16 protein-coding genes and 1 riboswitch are annotated in these 17,257 nt (G+C 51.4%); of the genes, 3 read left to right on the plus strand and 13 right to left on the minus strand.

The window, feature by feature from the left end; genetic code table 11:
- Positions 1-322: 322 nt before the first annotated feature.
- The 5 genes from TJ79_RS04935 to TJ79_RS04960 all read right to left on the minus strand — a co-directional run bounded on the left by TJ79_RS04935 (position 323) and on the right by TJ79_RS04960 (position 4,606).
- The gene (locus tag TJ79_RS04935) at positions 323-1,129 is read right to left on the minus strand and encodes an ABC transporter ATP-binding protein (RefSeq protein ID WP_081756712.1); all 807 of its coding nucleotides are present in this window, start codon (positions 1,127-1,129) and stop codon (positions 323-325) included.
- A gap of 46 nt (positions 1,130-1,175) precedes the next feature.
- Positions 1,176-1,955: an ABC transporter permease gene (locus TJ79_RS04940; RefSeq protein ID WP_040949189.1), complete on the minus strand. Its 780-nt coding sequence runs from the start codon at positions 1,953-1,955 to the stop codon at positions 1,176-1,178.
- A gap of 14 nt (positions 1,956-1,969) precedes the next feature.
- The gene (locus tag TJ79_RS04945; RefSeq protein WP_040949200.1) at positions 1,970-2,260 is read right to left on the minus strand and encodes a thiamine-binding protein; all 291 of its coding nucleotides are present in this window, start codon (positions 2,258-2,260) and stop codon (positions 1,970-1,972) included.
- A 34-nt stretch (positions 2,261-2,294) separates the two neighbouring features.
- On the minus strand, positions 2,295-3,311 hold the full coding sequence (locus TJ79_RS04950; RefSeq protein ID WP_040949190.1) for an ABC transporter substrate-binding protein: 1,017 nt from the start codon (positions 3,309-3,311) through the stop codon (positions 2,295-2,297).
- A 320-nt stretch (positions 3,312-3,631) separates the two neighbouring features.
- On the minus strand, positions 3,632-4,606 hold the full coding sequence (locus TJ79_RS04960) for a phosphotransferase family protein (protein ID WP_040949192.1): 975 nt from the start codon (positions 4,604-4,606) through the stop codon (positions 3,632-3,634).
- A gap of 246 nt (positions 4,607-4,852) precedes the next feature.
- On the opposite strand from TJ79_RS04960, the gene TJ79_RS04965 reads away from it, so the two are divergent.
- Positions 4,853-5,164: a (2Fe-2S) ferredoxin domain-containing protein gene (locus TJ79_RS04965; protein ID WP_052339285.1), complete on the plus strand. Its 312-nt coding sequence runs from the start codon at positions 4,853-4,855 to the stop codon at positions 5,162-5,164.
- Between the two features lie 83 nt (positions 5,165-5,247).
- Here the strand turns inward: TJ79_RS04965 and TJ79_RS04970 are convergent, their stop codons facing one another.
- From TJ79_RS04970 to TJ79_RS05000, 7 genes are all read right to left on the minus strand, one after another.
- Complete coding sequence (locus tag TJ79_RS04970; RefSeq protein WP_040949193.1) at positions 5,248-6,363, minus strand: aminopeptidase; 1,116 nt, start codon at positions 6,361-6,363, stop codon at positions 5,248-5,250.
- Between the two features lie 118 nt (positions 6,364-6,481).
- A complete protein-coding gene (locus TJ79_RS04975) occupies positions 6,482-7,891 on the minus strand; it encodes an amino acid permease (RefSeq protein ID WP_040949194.1) in 1,410 nt (469 codons plus the stop codon).
- 252 nt (positions 7,892-8,143) lie between these two features.
- On the minus strand, positions 8,144-9,223 hold the full coding sequence (locus TJ79_RS04980; protein ID WP_040949195.1) for a Gfo/Idh/MocA family protein: 1,080 nt from the start codon (positions 9,221-9,223) through the stop codon (positions 8,144-8,146).
- Positions 9,224-9,259: 36 nt separating this feature from the next.
- The gene (locus TJ79_RS04985; RefSeq protein WP_052339286.1) at positions 9,260-10,216 is read right to left on the minus strand and encodes a hypothetical protein; all 957 of its coding nucleotides are present in this window, start codon (positions 10,214-10,216) and stop codon (positions 9,260-9,262) included.
- Positions 10,217-10,249: 33 nt separating this feature from the next.
- Positions 10,250-11,503, minus strand: coding sequence for an MFS transporter (locus tag TJ79_RS04990; RefSeq protein ID WP_040949196.1), 1,254 nt, complete (start codon positions 11,501-11,503; stop codon positions 10,250-10,252).
- Between the two features lie 108 nt (positions 11,504-11,611).
- The gene (locus tag TJ79_RS04995) at positions 11,612-12,277 is read right to left on the minus strand and encodes a 3D domain-containing protein (RefSeq protein WP_238322799.1); all 666 of its coding nucleotides are present in this window, start codon (positions 12,275-12,277) and stop codon (positions 11,612-11,614) included.
- 7 nt (positions 12,278-12,284) lie between these two features.
- A riboswitch (cyclic di-AMP (ydaO/yuaA leader) is annotated at positions 12,285-12,477 on the minus strand.
- A 76-nt stretch (positions 12,478-12,553) separates the two neighbouring features.
- The gene (locus TJ79_RS05000; RefSeq protein ID WP_238322801.1) at positions 12,554-13,522 is read right to left on the minus strand and encodes a polysaccharide deacetylase family protein; all 969 of its coding nucleotides are present in this window, start codon (positions 13,520-13,522) and stop codon (positions 12,554-12,556) included.
- 302 nt (positions 13,523-13,824) lie between these two features.
- Between TJ79_RS05000 and TJ79_RS05005 the strand changes: the two genes are divergently transcribed.
- Both TJ79_RS05005 and TJ79_RS05010 read left to right on the plus strand, forming a co-directional pair.
- The gene (locus TJ79_RS05005; RefSeq protein ID WP_052339287.1) at positions 13,825-15,282 is read left to right on the plus strand and encodes an S-layer homology domain-containing protein; all 1,458 of its coding nucleotides are present in this window, start codon (positions 13,825-13,827) and stop codon (positions 15,280-15,282) included.
- A gap of 194 nt (positions 15,283-15,476) precedes the next feature.
- The gene (locus tag TJ79_RS05010; protein ID WP_040949197.1) at positions 15,477-15,743 is read left to right on the plus strand and encodes a hypothetical protein; all 267 of its coding nucleotides are present in this window, start codon (positions 15,477-15,479) and stop codon (positions 15,741-15,743) included.
- 364 nt (positions 15,744-16,107) lie between these two features.
- Here TJ79_RS05010 and TJ79_RS05015 read toward each other — a convergent pair.
- A partial coding sequence (locus TJ79_RS05015; RefSeq protein ID WP_040949198.1) for a CBM35 domain-containing protein occupies positions 16,108-17,257 on the minus strand: 1,150 nt, incomplete at its 5' end.

Genomic DNA, 17,257 nt, shown 5'->3' on the forward strand with positions numbered 1-17,257 from the left:
ATTCAGCGTACGAAAGGTGACATAGAGGCGGTAATTAACTTACAACTACCATAGCGCCTCCAGCTGACGAAGGGGCCAGATCGCTTGTGCTATCTGTAAAAATTTTGATCTTATTCATAATGCGGCGCAAATCCTCCTGTTAACGGAATGCAAATGAATGACAGTTAGTCATCTATCTCTGGATAGCTCTATTATACGGTTTTCCGAATAATGCTTACAATACTGGAAGCTCGGATCAGACGGCAGAACCGGACATTGCCACGGATTCTACACAAAAAAGCGCAAACCGGAACCCGGTTTACGCTTATTAAAGGTTTGCTTATTAGCCTCGCCGCATCCATTCGTATATCTCCTGGCGGAGAGCGACGAAAGCCGGATCGGCGACAACCTCATCCCCTCGAGGCCTGGGAAAGGGCACGGTCACTTCCTTGGTGACGCCAGCCGGACGGCCAGTAAGCACATAGATCCGGTCGGATAGTAAAACGGCTTCCTCGATGCTGTGAGTGATGAACAGTACCGAACGTTTATTGGCTTCCCATATGCGCAGAAGCCAGCGCTGCATGTCCAGCCGGGTCAACTCGTCCAGAGCACCGAAAGGCTCGTCCAGACACATGAACGACCTGGGGCTGAGCAGCGCCCGTAAAAAGGAAGCGCGCTGCTTCATTCCGCCGGACAGCATGTGGGGATATGCCTTTTCATAGCCTTCCAAACCGACCCGGGCGAGCCATTCCCGCGCCGTCTGCCGGGCGGACTGTTTTGAGGCGCCGGCGATTTCCATGGCTAGAATCGAGTTGTCTTCGATGGTACGCCAAGGCAGCAGGGCATGGTTTTGCGGCATATAGCTGATCAACCCTTTTTGCCCCGTGACCTCCCCGCCCTCGAGCCAAACGCTTCCGGATGATGGGGCCACCAACCCGCCGATCACGTGGAATAAAGTGCTTTTTCCACCGCCCGAAGGGCCAACTAGAGAAACGAATTCACCCTGCTCCACTCGTAAGGAAATGTTGGCTAATACCGGTTCAGGTTTTCCGCGATCTCGGAAGGTAACGGAGATATCCTTTAATTCGAGATGTGGGCTGCCCTGAGAAGCGGAATCGATAACGTCCGACTGATGGGATTCTTGCCGAATGATCTGCACAACCTTCCCTCCCTATTGCTACAAATCTTTAAATGATTTACCGCCTCGTCTGCCGTTCGCGTTTAGGCTTCCAGCGCACTGTTCGTTTTTCGATTAAGGAGATCAGACCAAACAAAAGAAGACTGATAACGACGATAACGAACATGGCCACGAATACCCGGTCGGCCCGGTAAGACGAACGCGCATTGAGCATGTAAACGCCGATGCCTTTCTCGGCACCCAGCCATTCCGCGACGACTGCGCCCATGACGCTGTAAGTGGCTGAGATTTTCAAGCCCGAGAAGAGAAACGGCACCGCGTGGGGGAGCTCCAGTTTGCGGAAAATTTGACTTCGGGAAGCTCCGATCATCCGCATATAATCCATCATGGCCGCATCAGTCTGGGAAAAGCCGTCCAAGAGCGCCACCGCGACAGGAAAAAAACAAACCAGCGTGATCAGAATCAGCTTCGGCAAAAGCCCGAGTCCGAACCAGATCATGAGCAGCGGCGCCAGCGCCACCAAGGGAATATTTTGCGAAAGGATAAGGAGCGGATAAAATCCTTGCCGAACTCCGGGTATCAAGTGAAGGGCGACAGCGATGACGACACCCGTCAGCGACCCGACGATAAAGCCCAATAGCGTGATCTTCAAGGTGGACAGCGTGTGGGGTCCGATGCGGCCAAACCCGTTCCAGCCTTCGCGGAAAATATCCGTCGGAGCCGGCAACTGCCATTTCGGGATATGAAAGACGGCGGCGGCACCTTCCCACAGCAAAAGAAACAGCACCAGCACAAGGGTTGGAGGAAGGGCGGCGCGCCATAACCTGTCAATTTTCATACGGACATCAATCCTTAGTCGTATTTCTCCGTCAGTTTATCCATGGAAGCTCCGTCAGGGTTATAGTAGATTTTCACCTCGGAGATGACATTGGGGCTGCCGATTTCCAACATTGCTTCATTCATCTTTTGCACGATCGCAAGAAGCTGGCTCATTTCCCCTTCCATCGTCGTTTCCAAAGGACCTACCCGGTATTTTACGCCCGCTTGCTGAATGACCTCAATAGCACGATCCACGTAGGGGATAACGTCTTCACCCTTCGGCGTTTTCGGAATGATTTGAATGGAGAGCAGCGTGTTTGCCATTTCTTTTGGATTGGTCATGCTCATCTGTCCCTTCTTATTCCTGACCCGGCAGGAATTTATCGGTAAAGGCTTTGGACATATCCGGTTTGGTCTCCAGAAGCTTGTGTTCCATCATCCAGTCGGTGTAACCCTCGAACACTTCTTGCTTCATTAAGCCCCACTGGGCAGCGTCGTCCTTATACCGAGGGCTGAGCCACTTCTGGCTTGCCTTAACCAAAGCTGCATCTAAATCAGGTGCAGCTTTGATGAGAATATCCGCCGCTTCATCCGGATGGTCGATCGAATATTCGTACCCTTTGGAAGTCCCGGCCATAAATGCTTTGACGATATCAGGCTGGTTCGCGATCATCTTTTCATTGGTAACGATCAGCGGCGTATAGTAATCCAGTTTGTCCGAGAACTGGTTGATGTAAATCATGTTGAGCGGTTCGTTTCTCAACTCGGCTTCCACCCCGGTCCATGCATAGTAGATCCAGGAGAAATCGACATCCTTTTTCACCGCCGTAAAATAATCGGCTTCGCCGATGTTGACGATCTTTACCTTGTCGGGATCGCCGCCGTCTAATTCCGTCAAGGAGCGAACGACCGCTTCCTCCGAGGGACCGCCGTAACCGCCGTAGATTTTACCTTCAAAATCTTTCGGCGACTTGATATTTTTCGCTACCGGAGAAGCAAGCCCCGAAGTGTTATGCTGGATGACTGCGGCCAGCGCCACCAAGGGCACCCCTTGGGTTCGAGCGTAGGTCAGACCTTCCTGATAGCTCACGCCGAAAGGAACTTCCCCCGAAGCCACCATCTGGTCCGCTCCGCCGGCTCCAGGTTCAATGATTTGCACGTTCAAACCTTCCTGCTCATAATAGCCCTTTTCCTTCGCCACATACAAGCCGGTATGGTTCGTGTTCGGCGTCCAGTCCAGTACGACCTTGATATCGGTGAGCTTCTTTCCCCCCTGCTCCGCCTTATCCGCCGTTTTTCCGTTTCCACAGCCTGCAGCAAGTGCCAAAGACAGCACCAACAGCCCACTAACTGCCGCTTTTCTACCTTTTTTCATGATCAAATCTCTCCCCTCGGTTTCCGTTTTTTATATCTTCTCTGGTTACATAAAAAAACAGCGCATTCCATCCGGAAGCGCCATGCCAATCTTTTCGAAAAGCGCGTCCTGATCGCGGAAAAATAAAAAACCGTCCGGAATAACCGGACGGCAGGCGTCGGACGCTATTCTCTACGCTGGCATTACCCAGATCAGATATTCCGGTCAGCGGCATACGGTCGCAATCTCAGCCCGACTTCATCGAGCACCCGGTTGTATTCGGTTCGAAACTAAAAGTACACCAAGATCAAGGAAATTGCAACCATTATCGTTCGATGGATTCAATAATTATGATCCAACAGCGGATATGCGCAGCTTTCGAGGGCGGAGAAAGTCTCTTCCTGCTGGGCCAGAAGCCCTTCCCGATTCCAGCGGCCGGCGGTCAAGTCGCTGTCGATCAAGAGCAGCATCCAAGCCGAATAGAGAGCGGCAAATAAGTAGTAATGGCGGATAAAATCGCGGGAACTGCCGCTCCAGCCCTCCTCCTTCCGGCGCACCGTCAAATAGGCTTCCAAAACGGAGGCGCGTGTTTCCGGAGCCGTCTGACGCCGAAAATCCGGATGGGTCATATCCAACAGATTGAACAAATCCCAATATACGGAGTTCGCGTGGACATGCTCCCAATCCAGGATGACCGCTTGCCCGTTAAACTCCCCAATGTTCCCAAGATGCAAATCGCCATGGCAGATGACGGTTTCGTCCGCAAAATCCGACAGTCCTGCATTCATCAACCGGGTTAGGCCATCGACAACGGCTGAGGGCATTCCAAGCTGAACCAGTAGAGCAGCAAGGCGGTCGTTATGGACGATCACTTGATCTGCCACTTCTGAGAGAGAAGGCTTTTGGGCGGAGAAGCTTTGGTTCAGCATGGTGACAGGAATCCGGTGCAGCTGCTGAATATCCTCCGCTGCCTGGATAAGGATATCCGTCGGGTGATGATGGGATTGCTCTCCCACATCCTCGAATATTGCCCAACGGCTTTCGGGGTCACGCTCAGCGGATTGGGCCAGCATGCGGGGATAACGCAGCTGCAGGTGCGGCAGCAGATGGCGATAAACCCAATCTTCCCGTCCGGCAAGCTCCAGATTGGTAAGGGGTTTGTAGATATAGCTCCGCTTTTTCTCTCCAGTCCCGAGAGCGAATCGTACGACTTGCTTGCCTCCGGGCGTTGTATAGATGATTTCGCGTTCCGGGATATTCATCAGGTTAAACTGCTCATTTGTGATAACCGAAGGTTCGAATAACGGTTTGTTCATTCCCATAACCCCCGTTTCCGGTATACGTTAGTTTGATTATACAACGGAAACCGTAGCGCGGCACTTTCTATTCGTTTCTTCTGCAGCGGAACATATGTCATCATATTTAACACAAAATCCACAATTATTCCGCAAAGTGAGATTGGATGTACATAATCCTTCATTCTAATTCATTAAACTGAAGATAAACTGGATGACATTTCCACATCATGACATAAAAAATAACACAAAGGAGAGAATCATGAGATGAACATGCGGTTAAAAACGCTGAAGCGCCACTTATTTTTTTGCTGCAGCACCCATTGCAACAATCAGGACGCAGAAGGGGTCATGGAGGCGTTCAAGGAAGAGCTTGTCAAACACGGTTTGCATAAAGAGGTGAAGCTCAATAAAACCAGCTGCCTCGGTTTATGCGGAAACGGTGTATTTGTCCTTGTCTATCCCGAAGGGGTCTGGTATTATGCGCTGACCCCGGAAGATGTGCCGCAAATCGTGCAGGAGCATTTTATCGACGGCGATATTGTGGAAGAAAAAGTGATGATGAAGCTGCAAGCGTAGAAGAAGGAATGCTTCGCCTCCTTCCCATCCAACAAAATGAAGACCCGCAGCAGATCAATCTGCCGCGGGTCTTTTTGCATTCATTATTTTAAGTTTTCCGGGTTCAGAGGTTCCAGCTCGGGGATGACGAATCTGCCGTCTTTGCGGATCAGCTTGCCGTCGAACCAGATCTCTCCTCCTCCGTATTCCGGACGTTGAATGCAAACCAAATCCCAGTGAATCGAAGATTGGTTGCCGTTATAGGCATCGTCATAGCATTGCCCTGGTGTAAAGTGAAAGCTGCCGTCGATCTTCTCGTCGAAGAGAATGTCCTTCATCGGCTCACGGATAAACGGATTCACACCGATGGCGAATTCGCCGACATAACGGGCGCCTGGGTCCGTATCGAAAATCTTGTTGATCCGCTCGGTGTCGTTAGCCGTCGCTTCGACGATTTTGCCATCCTTAAACACCAGCTTCACATTTTCAAAAGTATAGCCGTCATAAGGCGACGGAGCGTTATAGCTCAAGGTGCCGTTGATGGACTCCCGCACAGGCGCGGAGTAGACCTCTCCGTCCGGGATGTTCATCTCGCCGGCGCATTTGATGGAACCGATGCCTTTGATGGAAAATTCAAGATCCGTACCGGGGCCGGTAATCCGCACTTTGTCGGTTTTGTCCATCAGTTCTTTGAGGGCGTCCATGGCCTGGGACATTTTGCTATAATCAAGAGTGCAGACGTCGAAGTAAAAGTCTTCGAAGGCTTCTGTGCTCATGCCCGCCAACTGCGCCATAGAAGCCGTCGGATACCGGAGCACGACCCATTTCGTTTTCTTGATGCGGGTTTCGAAATGCACGGGATGGGTGTACAAGGACGAATACAGCTTCATCTTGTCGTCGGGTACGTCGGACAGTTCCGTGATGTTGCTGCCGCCGCGGACGCTGATATAAGCCTGCATTTTACCCATTTGATAATTATCGTAGTCGGACCATACCTTGAGCTGATCTTCGCTTGCATTCATCAGCAACTGACGGGTAATGGCCGGATCTCTCAGATTAACGAAGGGGTTAGCGCCCGCCTCCCGCGCTTTTTTCACCAGTTCCTTGACCAGCGCCGAATCGATGCCGGTGGCTTCAATCAGAACATTTTCGCCGGGTTGCAATCGGGTGGAAAAGTTGACCAGCACATCGGCCAGCCGAGTAAATCGGGGATCATGCATGACAGATTCCTCTTTTCATCGGTAGATAATTGAACATTGGTTACCTATCCATTGTCCTGCAAATTCCAGCGTAATGCAAATAGTCTTACACAAACGGTGCTGCGTTCGATTCCCCGGATCAATTCCGCTTCAAGCTTTTTCGCACGAAGGGATAAAACAGCACGCCGGAGAAGATAAACGCCATTCCCAGCAAAAAGGTTTTCATGTCCGCTGTACCCGCTTTGACCATCCAAAGGGAGTAAAGAAAGGCCAGCATTCCGACGATACCATCCGTAAGCCGGTCGCTCCGGCCGGAATACCCATCGCCGCTCAGCACCATTTTCACCAGAAACAGCGAGGAAAAAAGATAAGGGATGAGAAACGCCAGGGTGGCGATCAGAATGATGAAATCGAACCCTTCCCCGATAGTTTTGGACAATAGGGAAACTAGCAGCACCTGCATCATGACACAAGTGAGAACCAACCCGGTTATAGGCACGCCATTGCCGTTAACCCGCTTCATCACGGGCGGAAAAAGCCCCATTTTACCGGATTGATACGGAACTTCCGCGCTCAGCAGAATCCAGCCCAGCATCGAACCGATCATGGCCAGCAGGCCGAGTCCGGCCATGACGTATTCTCCAGCGGTACCGACGAATACACCCAGCACTTCCGCCAAAGGGCTCGCGGACGCCATCAGCTTGTCTTGGGGAAGAGCTCCCATAACCAATAATGTGATGCCTAAATAGATGACCAACGCGATGAAAAGTCCAAGCATCGTTGCCTTTTTCACATCTTCTTTCCTGCGAGCCCGGGAGGAAAAAACGACGGCGGATTCCACGCCGATAAATGCCCAAAGCGTATTGATAGCCCCGTGATTGATTTGGCTGCCCAATGATAGGGATTTGCCGTCTACAGTCCGTTCTTGTAATAGCGGCAGCATGTGGTTTGCGTCGAACAGCGCCAACCCGGCTATAAGCAGCAGGACGAAGCCGCCTACCTTGGCCGCGGTTGCCCAAAAGTTTAGCCGGCCCGCTCCTTCTACCCCTTGGGAGATCAAGGCGTACATCAGCCAAAGCAGAAGACTGGAAATGCAGAACGTGATGGCGTTGCCCGTCTTGACGGTGAAGGCGCCTACCGAGAACAGGGTTTCCCCGTTGTTCATCATAGGAAAAAAGACGGACAAATAGCTGGTGAAGGTAATGATCAGAGAAACGTTTCCCGCCCAATTGGCGACCCAGTAGCCCCAGGATGCTAAATAGCCGGCAAACCGGCCGCCTTCCCCTTTCATTCCGAACAGGGCCTGCGCGTATAGTTGTGGACCGCCGTTCAATTCCGGCTTGCGCAGCGCCAGACTGCCGAAGGTGAGAGCCAATGCCAGCACTCCGGCGCCGGTGACCAGCCACGCGGCGATTACGCCAAAGGGACCGGCCGTCTCCGCCAAGGTGCGGGGCAGCATGAAAATCCCGGAGCCCACCATATTCCCTAAGACAAGGGCAGTTAAAATCCATAATCCAAAAGTTTTGCCTGTTTCTTGCGTACCGTTCATTCTGTTGAAGCGGCCCCTTTCCTTGTTCCAGCGCTTTAATTCTCTACCAAAGTAAAGCGCAAAGCTGTGAGAATCGTTCATTTCTACATTCGAACAAGATATGATCTTAGCATAAAGCCGACGGTCTTCGCTATAACCATTGGTTAAACTTCCGTGAATGCGTTTGTTTTTCTTGACCTTTCAGTGAACCTTTTGGATGCAAAAAACCGCAGGGCTCATGCTCTGCGGCGTTCTCATTCTTTCGAGCTTGGATTATTGGTTTTCCTGCAGGACTCGGTCAATCCACTCTTCCGCTTTCAGACAATCCGCCAATGCGGGAGCAAGACCGGGCCAACGGTCCTCGCCTGCCAAGCGATGAAGGAAGTGATTCAAAGCGCCGAAGTGAACGTCGACGGCCATCCCCATCGTCCCCTTCTCGCCTGGCAGCAAGTCCAAGGCCGGGGGCGCCGGTATGGCAGGAGATGAACCGTCCAGCAAGGTTAGGCGCGGCACGTACTCTTTTTCCAAGTCCACTGTCAAGCCGCCTTTTGTGCCGGTGATATTGACTTCGAAGGCTTCCGCCCCCAAAGCAATCCGGGATACCTCGGCAACTCCCCACACTCCGCTTTCCATTCGCACGTTCATGAGCGCCCAATCGTCGACGCGGATGTTCGCCACCGGTTCGCCGCCTTGGGTTTCCGGCCGCTTTTTGACGAAAATGTTGGTCTGTCCGCTGACGGAGGCAAGTTCGCCAAAAAAATGACGGAACAGATCAAGGACATGAACGCCCAGATCCGATATGGCTCCGCCTCCGGAAAAAGCATCTTGAAGCCGCCAGCTAACCGGTCGAGACGCGTCCAAATACCCGGAACGGCGGTATGAGATCCGGCACTGCAGCACATCGCCCAGCAGTCCGAGTCGTAGAGCTTCCCGGATGCGGATGACGGCGGGATGATAGCGGTATGTAAGTGCAGTTTGGGTCAGCGGGGCTCCTTCTGCAGAAAGCACAAGCTTCTTGGAATTCGTATAGGATTCTGTTAACGGCTTCTCGCAATAAACGGCAGATCCCTGGCTCGCACTGTATGCGACGGCATCCAGATGCAAGGAATTAGGAGTACAAACATCGACGATATCCGGCTTACCGCCTTCAAAAGCTTCCGATAGCGTACCTACCGTTTGCCTGAACCCGATAGCTGCAGCTTGATCCCGGTTAGAAGCTGGGTTACGCGTCACCAAACTATCCAGCACCGGCAATACCGGCGTTTTCTTTAGCACGGGGATCGCTTTCAGGGCGATGATATGGGTTTTAGCGATATTGCCTAATCCGATTATGGCTATACGGGCAGTTTTCAAGGCTGTGACGTCCTTTCCAACGAATCAATTTTTCTATTAATTTGCGTTCTCAATCAGGGATGTTGTTTGCCGCTCCATGCTTTCAAGGTCCCTGTCGGCGCGGTTCTTCTGTTCATCCAGTTGCCCAACGAGGCGTCTGATTTCCGCAGCGTTGCCTTCGATTTGATCCAGGTTGTTATCGATCCGTTTTTGCACCATCCAGTCGGTAATAAAGCCGTCGAAGAAGTAATCGGAAAACCGCAAGTATTCCCCTGTGCTCAAATCAACGGTCAGCTGAAGCTGCACATCCTTCAATTCCTTTTGGAAATCTCTCATACTTTGCCGGGCATGGGCGAGATTATTCATGGCGTCATCGATCCGGCTTCTCTTGGCATACGTGGCGATAGCCCCTCCGCCCAGCATATCGTATGTTCCCCAATCTTTCGCAGAACTCAAGCTCTCAATAGCCGAATTCAAATCGGCAAGAACTGTCCGTCCGGCTTTGGCTGCCTCCTGCAACTCTTTGGACAGCTGGCGCACCTTTCCTTTATTCTCTGCCAAGTCAGCCAATTGGCTGGCCACGGCAGGGCTGTGCTCCTTCAACAGCTGCTCTTTCGCTATCATCAACCGATCATACTCCATTTTCCAGTCGTCGGTTCCATTCTCGTCCGTTCGAAGCTTGGCTAGCTCTTCCCCGATGGATTCATGCTCTTTGTATGCGGCATCGTATTCCGCCTTAGCGGCGATGGCCTCCAGCTGTTCCTGCTCCAGACGGTCATCTTTTTTGTGAATCAGCGTCAGAATGAAATTGGACAGAGACAGCCTCTTTAGCTTCTCCACGTCTTCATTTTCCGCTTCCAGCCTGCGGCTTGTTCTCTCCAGTTTTTCCTCCGCTCGCTGCAACTCTCGGTTCAATTGGGTAAACCGGCTTTTCCATTTCTCGTGGTTTCGTTCCTTTTCTTTCACGGCTTGCATCTTCTCGTTCCATTCCGCAAACAACTCTCGACTGTCCATTCCCCGTCCCTCCCGGCGTTCGATTCGGTTCCCTCATTCATGTATAACGGATATCGTCTCTTTTCGTTCCACGCGTTCTTTCTCCTTGCGAAAACCGATGCCCAAAAGAGAGAACAGCAGATAGGAACCCCCCATGAAATAAAACATGGCGCTTAAGGAGACATATTGCATACTGAAGCCGCCGATATTCGGTCCAATGATAGAGCCGGCGCTGTATTGAATTGAGGCGATGACGTTAGCCGAAGCGAGGAGCGATGCCGGAACAAGATCCGCTACATAGGCCAAGCCCAAGGAGAAAAAGGAACCCACCATCCCCCCTGCGAACGCCAGCAACGCGAGGACAAGCCAAGGATTCGTTCCAGCGGAAGGAATGGCCAAGAAAGCGAGTGAGCCAAGCAATCCCGCAAAAATCAGCACCCGTTTACGTCCCAGTTTATCGCTTAAAGCTCCGAGGGGTAATTGCAGGATCAAGCTTCCGATGCCAAGAGCCGGTAAAAGAATGGTGATCCAGCTTTCCGAAAAACCAAGCTTCAGGCCATAAACGGGAAAGTTGCTGTTGAGTGACGATTCCATGTAGCCGAATAGCAAAGACGGCAGTAAAGCGAACCAAGCGATGCGGTAGGCTCGCAAATAGCGATTCCGCGGTTTAGACGTCCCTTCTGCCATGTTGTCGGCTTCACTCGCCACAGGCTGCTCCGAGGCTTCCGGCCGTTCATTATTCACTTTCGCGAGCAGCAGCACGCAAGCCAGGACGAAGGCGGCAATGAGCAAGAAGGGCGAACCCGTTCCTTTGTTTAGCAAATTGATACCTAGAGGCCCGATGCTGAAGCCGACTGCGTAAGATAGGCCGTATAGGGAAATGCTCCGCCCTCTTTTATCGATGGGGCTAGAGGCCATGATCCATAATTGAGTACAAAAATGCAGCGAACTTTCGCCAATGCCGACGAAAATGCGCAAGACAACCCAAAACCAAAGATTGGTCCAGAGCGGGAACAGCAAAACTCCAATTAATATCATCAGCAAGCCCGTCTGGATAACGGGTTTGTAGCCGAACCGGCGAAAAGGCCTTTCTACAAGAAACATAGCGGAAAACGTTCCGACGTACATAGCGGCGGCGTTCAATCCATTGATGCCGGAGCCTACTCCCGTACGGTCAACCAGGATGGTGAGTAGCGGCAGCAGCAAACCTTGGCTGAAGCCGGTAAAAACGGTAATCAGGATTAATACGTTGAAGCGAGTTGAAGAAAAAAGCGTGCTGCGGGTAGTTGCGGCGTTCAAGAAAATCATCCTTATTCATATGATTCTCCAATAGTAGCATGGGATAAAAGAAAAAAGCCATTCTCATCTTGCGAGAATGGCTCGATCATGCGCTTCATCCGTACCCTACGTAAAAGGCTATTCCAATACGTAAACGGTAATATCTTGAATTCCGAAATTGGATACTCGGGATGCACTTCCCGGAATAAAGATATCGACACGGTTTCCTTTGATAGCTGAACCTTGATCTTTCGCGTAGGCGATCATGCCGCCTGCCGGCAAATCCGGATTATTATAGCCCGTAATATAGAGCTTGGAATTCATCGGAATCACCTTTGGATCAACAGCCACTGTGCCAAGCGCAAGAGGATTGCCGAAATAGTCGACGGCTCCCCAGCCGTTCTCCTCCGGAGCGGATGAGTAGGCCGTTGCCGATACAGTCAGCTTTTTCTTATAACTGCCGATTCCAGCCAGAGTCGTGGTGGAAGCTGCAGCGGGTGCAAAGGAGCTAATCTTTACTGTGTTGGCTGTAGTCGGTAGCTTAACGACTTGTCCAATTTGCAGATTTAATGGGTTGGCGTTTGCATTCAATTTCAGCACTGCATTTAAGTCGAGATTTTTCGCTTTTGCGATCTTCCAGAACGTATCGCCCGCTTTGATGGTGTACGTACCTGCTGAGGTTGCCGATGCTGCTGAAACGGTGGTAGGTGCGACTACCGCTAGCGCAAGGGCAAGAGACAAGGCGGCTTTTGCCGCATGCCGTTTTTTAAAACCGCTTACCATTCTGTTCGTCTTGTTGTTCATTTCTAAAGCTACCTCCTTTTATCGGCCTACGGAGTTAGTTGTCGGGTGCGGGATGAGGATACATCCCGGCGCATCGCATGCGCTTTACCCCATAGAAACCTCGCTCTAGGATAATGAGGTTTCAGAGAATCCCCCGCACTGTGAAAGAGAAGTTTCCCTCTTGAGGACAACTCTTCCAAGAGTCTCGGCGCTTACCAAAAACGGTAGCATATATAAACAAGCCCGGAAACCGGAAAATGTTGGTCTCCGGGCTATCGAAAGACTTCCAATACAACGTCAGCGGCTCTTGGGAAGGTCCAAAAGCTCCGGTACAGTGACGATATCATAACCTCGATCTCGCAGCTTTTTAACCACGCGGGGAATGGCTTTGATGGTTTCCGACAAGTCCTCTCCAGTGCCTCCGCCGGCATGCTGCAGGATGATGGCGCCAGGCTCAACGTTTTTCATAATATTGGCAATGATTTCGTCGGCTTTTAACCCCTTCCAATCGAGAGAATCGGAGCTCCAGTTGATGACTTTAAATCCATTGTTCGCTAACCACACCAACTCATTTTCCCTAATATTGCCGTAAGGCGGGCGAAGCAATTTCGGATCATACCCGATGAGCGGCTGCAAAACTCGGTTCGTCTTCAACACTTCCCGGCGAAAAGCACTCTCGCTCAATTTATTAAAATTGGGATGGGTATAGGAGTGGTTTCCTATGACATGTCCTCTCGCTGCAATCCGTCTGACGAGGGTCGGATATTTTTCAGCTCGTTTTCCGACTAGAAAAAAGGTGGCTTTTACATGATTCCGCTGCAGTTCATCCAAAATCTGCGGAGTAAACCGAGGATCCGGCGCATCGTCGAAGGTGAGAGCGACCGCACGCCATCGGGGACTTCCTTTGAAAAACAGGGTGCTCTTATACTTCCGGCGTAACTCTTCAAGGGTAAGCTCATGTCCGGAAGACGATTGGTTTTGTTCCTCGCCAGTTGAATAGCTTTTTATCCTTTTTGAAGCACTTTTCGCTCGGTTGGGGTTGGAGTAAACAGTCGGTGTCGGCGTTATGCCCGGAACACCTGCAAGGTTCAGTCGACCATTTCCATTTAGCGCTCCCGGCAGCGCCGCGGCTTCCGAAGCGTTAGGCATGTGATTTTCCTCTACAAACTTAGAGCTCAAATGAAGGGGTTTGCGCAATTGATTGCCGCAGCCTAGAAAGAGGCTCAACAGAAGAAGCACGAGAACAGGCAGGTAACGCTTTTTCATTGAAATGACCTCCAGGGCTATTTAAGTCGCGTTTGTTTATTAGGTTTCCCCAACCCCATCCCTCTTATTGAACTTTTATTGGTTTTTCATATCCATAATCAGGAATCAGTGCCAGCGAGAGCCCCCTAACAGCCCATTCGGACGGATGGTATGATAGATTGGGAGGGATATGAACTGTGAAACAATGGCTAACTGCATTTCTAACACTATCTATACTTGTTGGAGGAATCTCAGCACCTGCTTCAGCGGCTGGGAAAACAAGTTCCGCCTATATCAACTGGATGTCTCCCGCGGCAAACCGAATGGGAGTCGATCAGACCAAAAACGGGCTGGATACGATTATGCTGCCCTTTTTTTCGCTATCAAACGATGGTTCGTTGATCGTCTCCCCCTTACTGGATCAATCTTTTATAAACGACATGAAATCCCGAAATGTCCGCACTGTTGCTTACTTGAACAATGAATGGAGTCGCGCGTTGGCTCAAGCTGCCTTGACCAATCGAGAAAGCTTAGCCCGTCAAATTGCCGATGCGATTTCCACCAATCATTTAGATGGCATCAATGTCGATTTGGAAAACATGCCCCCTTCCGATAAAGACCGGCTTACCGATTTTGTCCGACTTCTGCGGCAGTCCCTGTCTCCCGAAAAAGAAGTTTCCATCGCTGTAGGCGCGATACCCGATGCGGACGCCGCCTCCTATATGGGTGCGTACGATTACGCAGCTTTAGCAAAATGGGCGGATCATTTGACGATTATGGCTTACGATGAGTCCTATGAAGGGTCGTCCGATGCCGGCCCCGTTGCCAGCGTGAGCTTCGTTGAACGCTCGCTACAATATGCCCTCGCTCGTGTACCGGCCAATCAAATCGTCCTTGCGCTGCCGCTGTATGGACGAATGTGGTCGGCGGATCTGTCCGTCAAGGGGATGGGATTAACCGAGAAAACAATCCAGTCCCTCATCCAGAAATTCCACGGCACCATTACGACCGTACAAGGGAAAGCGGCAAAAGCGGTAATTACGGTGCCAGCGGGAGCGAATCCGGTCGTAAATGGTAAAACCTTATCTCCCGGAACCTATACAATCTGGTACGACAATGAGGCGAGCCGGAAAGAAAAACTACTGCTAGTCTCCAAATACGGTTTGCGCGGGGGAAGCTATTGGAGTCTGGGGCAAGAATCCGCAAATCTTTGGGACTATTCCGTATTATGGCTTAACGGTGCGTATTTTACCGATGCCGAAGGCCATTGGGCGGCAAATTGGATCGCATCGGCAGCTCAGTCTGGTTGGCTCAGCGGAACGGCTCCCAGTCGATTTGAACCCGACCGTTCTTTAACTCGGGCAGAAGCCGCTGCCGTACTCATGAAGGCCTACTCCGGAAACGGACTCTCCTTAACAAAAGGAGAAATGCCTTTTACCGATATCCCTGCGAATTATTGGGGTGAACAAGCCATTTCATGGGCCTGGAAATCAGGAGTCGTAACCGGTGCGACGGCAACTACATTTGCACCGCAAATGAAGGTCACCCGGGAGGAATGGTCGCTTATGCTTTATCGGGCCGCCAATCATCTCGCGACCGGAGAATCCACCCTGCCTTTTTCCGATATGTTGCCGAAACGCTGGTCGTATACTGCCGTCTCCTCGCTGTACCAGCAAGGAATTATAAGTGGCTACACTGATGGTACTTTTCGCCCCAACGCTTCAATTACCCGGGCGGAAATGTCGGTTATGTTGGTGAAAGCTAAAGAGAAGCAGCAGTAAAAATTCGATTGAATTTGCTGCTTCTTTTGCTCCTCCCCCCCTGCGCTTTACCGGTTTGATGCGATTATGCGGTGTCAATTGAGCGCGCAGGGGCTTTCGTGATGCTTTTGTGAAATCGCTTTCTTTTTGAAGTTACACTTTATGTAAGGTGTTATAATGATGGTGAAAGATCATTATTTACGGAGGGACACCATATGGGCACGAAATTGCTTGATCGGGAAACTTGCATGAGTCTAGGAAGTCAAATGTTTGCTCTCGTTTCCGCAAAGGTGCTTTTATTGGAGAAAAAGGAAGGGTGTCTGAAGGAGTTTATAGCTTTGTTAAATCGCGAGGAAGTGGATGATCTTTTCTTGCTTAAGGATGGGTTTATTGCCGAATGCATCCGCCATTCCGTAAGCCGCAACGAGGCGGAGCAGCTCTTTGCACGTACGATGCGATATGTAGAGGGGATTACCGTTTAGTTATCCTTTTTCATAGCAGGAATAGAACGATCGATAGGTATGGTAGAGGATTTGGAGCATGCTCCAGATCCTTTTTAATGTTACGGAATCTTGAAAAAGATGACGGACATAGGATGGGACATCCAAATTTTTGATAATACAATATGTGTTAATTTAAGTTTCAGCTTTGCCTCGGATAAAGTCGGTGACACGTATTCCATCCTGGAGGAGCCATTCATACAGGCCATAAAAGACCTGTACAGTCGAAGTCCAAGTTAGACAGACCGGTTCACAGATCAGAGAAAAGCATTCCTGAACCCCCAACTCGAGCTGGGGGTTACACAAACGACAAGAGCCGCCCAACCTTGGGCGGCTCTCTTTGCTTTTACTGCTTCGTTACGCGCACATCGTCAATCTGTAGAGTCGTGCCGCCGGGGGAGTCGACGTAGAATCCGATGTCGATCTGGCCGGTCGTGACGTTGATGTTGCTTACGCTGATGTACTTCCACACGCCGTTATTGCTGATGTTGCTGTAAATCACCGATCCGCCGTAGCTCTGGATTTCGGCGCGGGCGGTTGTCGGCGTGGTGTTTTTCAGAAGGACCCACGCCTCGAATTTGTAGTTGGCATTGTTCACGGGAACGCTGATCGTCTGGTGTATGCTTTGCTGGTACGCGCCCGATGCGTAGAAATAGGCGCGTTTATCGCCGTTCCATGGCGATTCCGGCGGATTAGTGCCGGAGCCGCTGTCCACGCCGTAGGCCAGCGCCTGGCCGGTTGGATGCCATTCCGTCCAGTTGGACGATTGAGCCGTATCCCGCTCGAACCCTGGGTTGTCGACCAAGTTTAGTTCTGATGTCGGAGTGCCTGGAGCTGCTGAGGAAACCAACAGCCGGTCGAGATTGATGTTACCGCTGTCCGCAGCGTCGTACTGGAACGATATGGTATTCGCTCCTGCATTCAGCGCCAGTGTCTGGACGTTGTCCTGCCAGACGTTCCAGTTGCCGCCGGGGCTCGTGAAGCTGGTTTGGCCGATTTTGACCCCATTGACATAGGTGCTCAGCGTCTTGGTAGCGGAGGTTCCGTTCGCGTAGCGGAGCGCCGCTTGGTAGTTGCCTGCTGCAGGCGCGTCGACGTTGTATTTGACCGAAGCTCCGGAGGCTGTAAGCGTGTCGACGAAACCGGTGCCGGTATAGTACCAGTGGTTGCTGTTGACGACTACACCGCCGCCCAAATCGGCGCTTTCCGCCTCATATTTGGCCACCGTCGGCGCAAAGGGCACCGTGATGTAGTCCAAGTTCACGTTCCCTGTGTCGCCAGTGTCGCTATAATACTTGACCGTGACGATGTTGTTGCCTGCCGTCAGCGGGATGGTCTCGTTCTGCATCGCCCAGGTGTCCCAGTTCGCCTGGTTCGCCAGCGTCGTTTGCTTGATCCATTTGCCGTTGACGAAAATGCTGGCCGTCTTCGCCGCTCCCGTTGCATTCGCGTAACGCAGGGAGATGCTGTAGTCGCCGCCGGTTTTGACGGAGGGG

The sequence above is a fragment of the Gorillibacterium massiliense genome, assembly GCF_000455485.1.
GTDB lineage: Bacteria > Bacillota > Bacilli > Paenibacillales > NBRC-103111 > Gorillibacterium > Gorillibacterium massiliense.